The sequence below is a fragment of the Paenibacillus radicis (ex Gao et al. 2016) genome, assembly GCF_014641555.1.
GTDB classification, from domain to species: Bacteria; Bacillota; Bacilli; order Paenibacillales; family Paenibacillaceae; genus Pristimantibacillus; species Pristimantibacillus radicis.
This window is the reverse complement of record NZ_BMHY01000013.1, coordinates 32,532-42,348: the sequence shown is the minus strand read 5'-3', so window position 1 is coordinate 42,348 and position 9,817 is coordinate 32,532. Positions and strand designations below refer to the sequence as shown.

The following is a 9,817-nucleotide window of genomic DNA, read 5'->3' as shown; positions in this document are numbered from 1 at the left end:
TCACTTACAGGCGCTTTCTAGCAGACATAAGACCCTCTCAGGGTCTTATTCCCTCCCCCAGCATCGTATTCACATGGAAAATGGCGGCTTTCTTTCCGTTTAAGACCCTTTCAGGGCCTTAACCTTTACTCACAGACGCTTATCCGCAAGTATAGGACCCTCCGAGGGTCTTACACTCCTTCCCGCCTGCATCATGCTGTATCAGCTACACTCCAGACAAAATCCGGACCGTCTTCCCGTAAAACTTAAAAGTCTCTAAAAAACAAAAAAATCCCGCGTCTATAGACACGGGACCCTGCTATGTATTAACCAGACCTGTTATGACTGATGACTGGCTGTGTTCGTCCAGCCCATCTCCTCCGGGCTCCGCTCCTAATGCTGCAGCTTTGGTCTGCTCTATTGCGAGGCCCTTGCGGCTAAAGGCTAACAATCCAGCATCATGCCGCAAAACGCATCCAGCTAACTCATGCGGTATAGCTTACAACGTCACCCAGCCATATTTAATGGATTGAATAACCGCTTGTGTGCGGTCGTCAACCTCCATCTTTTGCAAAATGCTGCTGACATGGTTTTTAACAGTTTTCTCGCTAATGAACAAAAATTCGCCGATGAGCTTGTTGCTCTTGCCCTCGGCCATCAAACGAAGCACTTCCGCCTCCCGGCGGGTCAACGGATTATCTTCGCTGGCGATAAATTTCACGCCTGGCTCGCTAGTAGCAGCTGCGCCCGATACGACACCCATTTCATCCAGATACGTCATCCGGCGCAACTGATTGATCAGCTTGCCCGTCACCTTCGGATGAATGTAGGCATGTCCATTCACAACGGAACGAATCGCGTTAATTAACGACTCTGCCTCCATATCTTTCAGCAAGTAGCCAGTCGCCCCTTTGCGAAGCGTCTCGAATACGTAGCTCTCGTCATCATGAATGGAAAGAATGATCACCTTTACATCGGGAAAAATCGTCTTCAGACGCTCTGTCGTGACCACTCCGTTCTCAATCGGCATATTAATATCCATCAGCACGATTTCCGGCTGGGTATGATTGCAGAACTCCAGCACCTGAATGCCGTCGCCGCATTCTCCGATTACTTCAAGGTCATCTTCCATATTCAAAATCCGTTTTAGCCCTTCGCGAAAAAGCTGGTGATCATCCGCGAGCAACACTTTAATCTTTGGCTTAACACCTGGTGCCTGAGCAATTTGGTTCATTCGTCATCTTTCTCCTTTCTCTACTCTACTGTTATTGGGATATAAAATAAAACTTTCGTCCCTTGTCCGATTTTTGAGTCTATTTCCATCCTCCCTTCGAGAAGATCGACACGCTCACGCATGCCAATCAGGCCAAAGTGGGAGTTGTGACTCGCCTGATATTCGACAAGCTCGCTCTGAAAACCTACTCCATTATCAAGAACGGTAATGATCACCATCTCGGGTTGGTAGTTCATTTCCAGTGTGACGTGCGAGGCGCTTGCATGCTTATGCGCATTGGTGTAGGCCTCTTGCACAAGCCGAAAGATTGCTGCCTCCATCGCAGACGGCATTCTGACTTCTTTCCCTGTCAGCTCGAATACGGTATGTATCTTGGTTCTCTCTTCGAAGTCCTGAACGAATTTGCGAAGCGTCGGCACAAGTCCCAAATCGTCCAATGCCATAGGACGCAAATTAAAAATAATTTTGCGGATGTCCTCCAGCCCCGAACGAACTTGCCCTTTCAAATCTATTAATTCGTCCTGCACCATTTGAAATTCCTTCTTGATGAGCATTCTTTCTGCAATTTCTGTTCGCAGCACGATATTGGCGAGCGATTGAGCAGGTCCGTCGTGAATTTCGCGGGAAATACGCTTTCGCTCTTCCTCTTGCGCGACGATAATCTTTAGACCAATCATCTGCCTCGTTTTCGCGGACTCCAATATTCTCGTCACCTGGTTCAAGTCGCCGGACAAATACTCCAGCACGACATTGATTTGCGAGGCGATCATTTCGGCGCGCTCGATGGAGCTTTTAACGTTGCGGACCCGCTTTTGCAAGTCGTCCCGCCTCGTCTTTAGATAGGCTTCCTTCTCCCGATAGACCATGAGGTCCATTTGAATGACCGTCGCCTTTTCATACGCCTGCTTAATATCCTCTTCTTTATATCGGACGAAATCCTTGCTGACTTCAGTCAGCCGAATACGGGCGCGACGATACTCCTTCTCCAGCTCATCCACCCGAAGAATGGTTTTGCCGTTCTCCTCTAGCACAAGTTCAAGTTCCTGCACGAGAGAATCAAGCTCGGCGCGCGCCGATTCGCATATTTCGTAAATTTGAATCTTGCTGTCTTCCATAACCGCGATCGCATTGGTTATGACGCGATTAATATCTACAATATGTTGATCCACGACGATTCGGCAACCCCTCTTAAAAGGATTAATATAGAAGGTTATACCATTCTATCATAACACAGGAAAGCTGCCGCCCGTCTATTTTAATCAATGGTAATCTTTTTCGTTTTGTTCTCATAACCGACTTTTAGACCCAGGTTTTCAGAGAATAGACGAATCGGAATCAGCGTCCGTCCATTGCGGACAATTGGCGCAACGGCGGTCTCTGAGCGTTTCCCGTTCATAACGAGTTCTTTCTTACCGATGACCATTTCCAGCATCGTCGAGCCTTTAATAACGGATACACGATTGAGCTTATCGTCCCATTTCAAAGTTGCTCCCAAAGCATCACTTACAAAACGAAGTGGGACATAAGTCGTGCCATTAAGCTCAAGCGGAGCTACGTCTAGCGTAATACTCTTTCCGTCTACAGTCGCTGTTTTTTTGCCGATATTCATGACGATAGACTTATTCACGCTTGTGACCGGCGCGCTCGCATATTGCAGCTTCAAGTTGTCCAAACCTACTGCTCCGGTTGCCGCACGCTCATCCTGGCCGTCGGCAATCGTCACGACATAGATACGTTTGAGCTTAACCGGGTATTTCATACCGTAGGAGCTAAGATCAGCTTTGACCGTTTTCCAGCCTGTCCAATCCAGCTGCTTCGCCAGATCAACCAAATGCGCTTTGCCGTCAGCATCGGTGAACTCAGCTCGCAGCCAGTTCAAGCTTCCGTCTCCATAGACATCGACCGTCATGCCGTTTGGAGCGCCATCCACTGTTTTACCGGCCGTGCCGTTAAACACAGCGTATACAGCCTTCGTTCCTGTACCTGCACTGAAATCATATGAAATTTGCAGCGCTTTGCCAGATGTCTGTTTCGGCAGGTCGCTGACAAGCTTCACACCGCCCGTTGTCGTCGCTGATGGCGTCACTTGAGAAGTGATGGCGTAGCCGACGTTCTCGAAGTTTTCCAGCGTTTTCTCCGAACCGCCTTGCGTAAATGGCAGAATCGTCGGGAAGCCGTCGTAACGTCCAATCGCATAACCAGTTGTTGATGTACCGGTCGATTCAACCGTGATCGTATTGCCTTTCTGAGAGCCGGTAAAGCCAATGAACTCCCATTTCAGCGAATCGCCCGTCAGCTTATAGCTCTTGCCGTTCTTCAGCGTAATCGTAACTGGAACCGAGACGGTCGCCCCTTTAGTAAGCATGCCTGCTGCTGCATCCAGCTTCACTTCGGCAACCTGATCTTGGCCAATGACCTCAATCGGATAGTTGGAGGTCACATCGCCGGATCTAACCGATATGGTCGCCGTTCCCGCTTTTGTCGCCGTAAACTCGTTACCGCTCATCGTTCCGACACTGCCGATACTGCTCCATTTGGCATTCGTGCTGGTCAGCTCAAACGGGTTATAGTACGTATCGTAGGCTTTAACCGAATACGAGGCTTTTTGGCCAATAAACAGCACATTCGAGCCGCTTACCGTAATGCCTTTCAAAGATCCCTTCGGTGCTGTGGAAAATACGCCGATTCCATTCGCTACGCTGCGCTGCGTCGTCCCGTATTGCGTGGAATGAGTGAGCTGTAAGCCCGTCTCGCCTAGCGGCCGGTCGATCATCGTCGTTGAGCCGCCGCCGTCGAGGTTAATCCCCTTGTAGACACCAAGGCCGACCATAATTTGCTGCATTTCCTTAAGAGTAGCCCCTGTGCTGTTGCCGAACTTCTCGGTCGTAATCAAGTATGCCTTTTTACCGTCTTTAGAGTAGCCCACCGCAGAACGAGAGACGATCGACGAGCCGCTGACTCCCGAAATATCGCGTGAGAAAGCTGCTGCAGCGCCTTTGTCTACGAGAATAGTGTGACCGCCAATAAGCATTTGGAATGAGGATGGATCTACCTTGCTTCCATTAGAGGATACTAGTGAATAATTGCTAGTTACGGATTGGCCAACCTGAAGATGTTCCACAATAAATTTAGCGGCATCTCCATGTCCCCGTAAAATATAACCGTCGCTCGGAATGGCCCCGGATATAGGAGCCTGCTCCGAAATTTGCTCTACGATGCCGTTGCGGACGAGCACCTCCGTTGGCGTAGCCATCGCGTTGCGAGGACGTTCAGCTCCGCCCCAAGCGCTTGTGTAAATATGAAGCTGATTGAAATGGCTATATTTAGAGCCCCCAACTTCGGGAACATAGGCAGATTGGTTCATGCCGGCAAGAACAAAGGTTGAGCCGTCTCCCGACTTCACCGTTCCATCAAACGTATAGCTGTCGATGACCGGCTGGCGATCCTTCGTCACTGCGAACGCGTACATTCCTTTTATCTTCATTGGGCTGACGAGCATAGTACCGCTCGAAACTTGAGCGCCCATCGGCGAGCCTTCCGTGGACGTAATAAAAACGTCAGCATTAATACCGGCCACCGCGCCATTTTCCTTCGTCATATTGGCAATTGTATTCAGCTTGCCAACCGTATTGTTTTTTCCGCTCATCGCGTCCAGCTTCACATTAGGATTCGAGAGGTCGATCTCGATGACGTGAACATTCGTCTCCGCCTTTTTGCCGCTGCGTTGTGTCGTCCAGACATATTCTTTCTTCAGCGCTCCGGCTGTTATGTATGATTCTTGAAGCAGTTTAAATGCCGAGCTTGCCGTTGCCGCCGCAGCGACGGATGTTTTTGCAGGATTCCAGCTCACAGGTACCGCTGCCGCCAGCGGTTGAATCAAGAGTGCTCCACCTAACAGGACTACAATAACTTTCTTGCTTAAGCCTGCCGTCTGCCGAACATGGTTGTTGTCTACCTTACGCATCTTTTTTGCAACTCTCCCATCTCTAAGTCTATCTATTATAGACTACAAGACTAGGTTAAAAGTTACGTATTCACAATATTAATAAATATTAATGGGAGAAAGTCGAACCCTTTTTTTCATCTGCCAGAATCGCATAGGATCAGCTCATTGGAGAGATTAATGTTTTGCCATTTTAAAAAATAGGCAGAAAAAAACCTCCCCGCCGCATTTCGCGGAAGGGAGGCTTTGGACCTGTTATGCGCTGAGGAAGTTGACTTTTTCCAGCAGTCTCTTAATCATGACAGTCGCTTCCGCCCGTGTTGCATTCGTTGTCGGACTGAACGTTGTCGTCGTCTTGCCGGTAATGACACCGGTATAAACGGCCTTGGCAACGTCAGTCTGCGCCCATGAGGCGATTTTACCCCGGTCGGAGAACTTCGATAAGTAAGATGATGTGGAAGATTGCAGGGTAACGGTAACCCCCGCCGCTTTGGAAGCGCGCGTCATCATTACCGCCATCTCCTGACGGGAAATCGGGCTGTTCGGCTTAAAGGTGCCATCCGAATTGCCTTGAACGATGCCTGCTTCCGAAGCCGCGCCAATATAGGCGGCCATAGCCGTTCCCGTGTTGACATCCCTGAACTTAGATGCGGCGGCTTTATTTCCGGCCAGACCTAGCCCTTTCGCGATATACGATGCAAACTCACCGCGTGTAATTGACTTCTCCGGCTCGAATTTGGTTGAGCTGCGTCCGTCAACAATGTACTTCTTAGCCAATATTTGAATCGTTGTACCGGCCCAATGCTTGCTGATATCCGAAAAGCTTACATTGCCTTGTACTAGCGCATATGCACTATTGCCTTTGCGCTGGAACTTGGCAATCATTTTACCGTTTACTGTCGTGTACGTTGTTGGCACATAAGATAATCCACCCGTCTCAGGATCAAACCAGACTACTGAGGTTGTCTTTCTATCGATGGAATACGGTGCTTCCATCGAGCGTGTCAGATAGCCATTGAAGCTTTGAACGGGCTTCACAGTGCCTCCATAGGAGGCTGACACGTCAAAGTGAACTGGCGGAGCAATGAGCGTCGCATTCGCTCTGCTAATCGCAGAGGTCAACGCGCTCGTCAAGCTGGAGCTGCCCTGATCGATTTGAATCAGCAAATCCCCTACAACTCCGTTCGCATTCAATGAACTTGCAATTTGCGAGAAATTCAATGCGCTTAGAGGAATATCATATGAAATTCCATTGTACTGAACCGCGATTGTCGCGTTGTTGCCGTAATAAACTGCGCTTTGCAAGGCAGACAGCGGAAAAGCTACAACTGCTGCGCCCTCTGTGCTAGGCACTTGGAACACGACTCGCAGATTGTTCGAGCCTAACGTTCGTGCTGCTTGATAAGCCAAAATAATTTTCTCCGATGGAATCGTGTATTTGTTTACGTATTTTCCTGCCGGTGAAGTGGCCCCCGTAACAGTGGCATTGGACTTCTGTATCCCTATGCCTCCGCCATCAGCTTGCTCAAAGCCTCCCGGCAAAGAATCAATTACAGAAGTTTGATTGGTCAACGAATAGTTCGTGAAATTTTCGATCGTTTTTCCGCTATTCGTTCTTAGCCCGGTGGACGAATTCCCGTAATAGGACATCGTCACTTTGCTGGACGCGCCAACTGGAGACGATAACGTCAATGTAACCGTCGAACCGCTCAATACGACCTTAGATATAGAATAATTCGTACCGTCCGCTTGCAGCATGAACTGGGATATGGACGGCAAGTAATAGTTGTTAAGCGACTCGTTGAAGGTCAACGTTGCAGTCGATCCCTTTACAACCCCTGCTGCCAATAACCCCGATGCATTCCCGACAGGCGCATTAATCGTAGTGAAGGATGCCGCTGCGTTGCCCGCCTGATCCGTAATTCTTGGAGAAGCCGCCCCATAGCTTACATAGATCGAATCCCCCAGCGATACAGGACTGCTTAATGTCAATATAACCTGATCGCCGCTCACTTGCACTTGTGTTACTGTGCGTATTGAACTGTTCACGCTAACGCTGTAGCTGCCAGGATAAGGTACGGATGAGCTATTCAAGGACTCATTATAGCGTAACGTAATTGTCGAGCCATTAGCGACTGCGCTAATTAAGGATGGCGGTGTAACATCTGTTCCGCCGCTAATGCGATAGCTGGAGAAGGCGTTAACATTAATGCCATCCGTATCCTTAATCGGATAAGAGCCTGGTGAATAAGAAACATAGACGGCTTGACTGTTCGAGGCCGTCCCGTTAAAGGTCAACTGCACGGTGCTCCCGCTCACATAAATAGCTGTCGGGCTGTAGTAGGTGCCGTCGACACTGATACCGAACTGCGAATAGGCGTAGCTGTTTGCAGCAGCGAGTGCTTTGTTAAACGTAATAGAGACGATACTTCCATTTGCAGATCCGCTTGACGGTGCAGCTGATGTAGTGTTTACAACTGGCTTAACTTCGTAATTGCCGATGCTAAGCGTCTGGTTGCCTACAATATCCTGAATGCCTCCTGTAGTAGTAATTGGCTTGGAGTAAGATAGCTTGACCGGCTGTCCGTTAACGATAGCGCTGGACAAGGTCAATTTCACCGTTACGCCCGATACCGCTACGGAAACGACAGGTCTCATGATATCGTTCACGGTCACGTAAAAATTGCTAACCGCAGGCACACTATTTGCATTCAACTCTTCATTGAAGGTCATTGTAATGACATTACTCTCGTATTCCATCTTGCTAATAACCGGAGGGCTTGTATCTTCGCCTATCGTTTTAAACGCCCATTGATATTGGTTTTGAATACCGGCATAGGCATTTCCAGCTAAATCAGTAATTGCGTCTGGGCTTATCTCAATGTAATAGTTAGTATTGCCAGCCAGAGTGGTACCGGTTGGTTGGACAATAACAACTTGTTTACTGTTATCCGGATGGACGTAGTAGCTAGTCAGAACGGGCTGTGCGGTAGTGCTGCCTACCGGTCTAATCCAAATCGAACCTGTTCCTTTCACAACTGGCTTGTTGAAGAAAGCAGAAAAATAAGCATTAGGCAATACATTGTTTGTGTTGTTAGCTGGAAAGATCGATTCAAGCGCAGGCTTGACGGTATCCTGTGCAACGCGGAATTGCCAATTGTTTGCCGTAACCCCTGCAAAATAATTGCCGGCCGCATCTCTAAACCCTCTGTTGCCGATGACAACATAGTATTGTGAATTGTTAACAAACGCTTTATTGGAATCGCCTGCATATAGTGCTTTATTCGGATTGATTGTAATTTTATTTGTTCCGCCACCCGTCACATTATCCGACGTAACTGGAATGGAACGGAACAGTACATTGTTCACAACATTGCGAATTTCTATATTTCCAGAATCCGGATATACCGGCTCATTAAATATTATTTCTAGATTGGAGTTAAGCGTTCCAATCGTTCCTCCGTGTGCAGGGTAGACTGCTGTAGAAAGAGGAGGGTCTTTTTCATCGCCCGGATCGGTCGTGAAATCCCAAGTGGATGCGTTCGAAATTCCCTGGAACCATTCACCGGTCGTTTTATCTACAAAGGCACCCGCATCAATCAATACATAATACCTTGTATTTGCAAGCATCTTTTGAGGGCGGATCGTAACTACATTATTGCTTGATATCGTAACTCTTGAAGTATCCGCTGCCAGAATCCGCTCGTCATAATTGTCATAGGCGCGAATGAGATGAATGTACTTATTAGTCCCCGCGACAACTCCTTTATCAAAAGCAACCGCTAGCGCATTCGTCACAGGTACAGACGTTGCGTTGTCCGCTGGTGATAGTCCTATAACATTAACCGGAGCGGGCGCAGTTGTAAACCGCCACGTCTGGCCAGAAAACACATTGCCGGCGGCATCTTGCAGCACGCCCCTTGGAATCGTGAACGTATAGGTACTATTCGGATACCATGCTGCAGCTGGCGAGATCGTGATTGTATTCGTGCCGCTGCCGGTTACTTGATTGGAGGTAACAGGTATTTTCCGTTCCTCATATGCCGTGTTGCTAGGATTGGTAACGAGGCTAAGATCTCCATTAGCGACATATATCGGTTTATTGAATATGAGCGTAATCGGCGAAGTAATCGCAATGCCCGCCTGTTCACTTGCCGGATAGGCTGCGGTTAATACAGGAGCTGTTGTATCCACCGTCTCGACCGTTTTGAAATTCCATTCGGTAGCACTTGCAATACCAGAATAGTTCGCGGCATTGGATACATTTACGAATGCCCCCGGGTCGATTAATATATAATAATCGGTATTCAGGCTAAAGGCCTTACTTGGACGAACAGTGACAGTCCGTCCGGTCGCATCGATAGAAACCCGGCTATCGGTTGCAACATTGTAGCTCTCGAACACTGTGTTTAATGTGTAATTGTAAATCGTAAACGAGGCGGAGCCTGTTCCCTTCGCTACGGGCTCATCAAACGTAAAAACGAGCGGAGCATTCAATCCAACATTCGTAAAATCGTCAGCAGGATTCTTATTGGTTAATATGGGACCGGCTGCAGCGGCTTTGATAACGTGGGAACTTGTTATCGATCCCGGCAATACTAGCTGCATGAATAATACGATCGATAAGAGCATACCGATCTTTTGGCGGTAACGATTCATTT

At 48.4% G+C, this 9,817-nt stretch carries 4 protein-coding genes; all 4 read right to left on the bottom strand.

Annotation, left to right across the window (positions count from 1 at the left end; all coding sequences use genetic code 11):
- Positions 1 to 478: 478 nt before the first annotated feature.
- Positions 479 to 1,213, bottom strand: coding sequence for a response regulator (locus tag IEX98_RS23855; protein WP_188892205.1), 735 nt, complete (start codon positions 1,211 to 1,213; stop codon positions 479 to 481).
- A 20-nt stretch (positions 1,214 to 1,233) separates the two neighbouring features.
- A complete protein-coding gene (locus IEX98_RS23850) occupies positions 1,234 to 2,382 on the bottom strand; it encodes a sensor histidine kinase (protein ID WP_188892204.1) in 1,149 nt (382 codons plus the stop codon).
- 86 nt (positions 2,383 to 2,468) lie between these two features.
- Positions 2,469 to 5,177: a stalk domain-containing protein gene (locus IEX98_RS23845; RefSeq protein WP_188892203.1), complete on the bottom strand. Its 2,709-nt coding sequence runs from the start codon at positions 5,175 to 5,177 to the stop codon at positions 2,469 to 2,471.
- A 234-nt stretch (positions 5,178 to 5,411) separates the two neighbouring features.
- Positions 5,412 to 9,815 (bottom strand): Ig-like domain-containing protein, encoded by a 4,404-nt coding sequence (locus tag IEX98_RS23840; RefSeq protein ID WP_188892202.1) that lies wholly within the window; start codon positions 9,813 to 9,815, stop codon positions 5,412 to 5,414.
- Between the last annotated feature and the right edge of the window lie 2 nt (positions 9,816 to 9,817).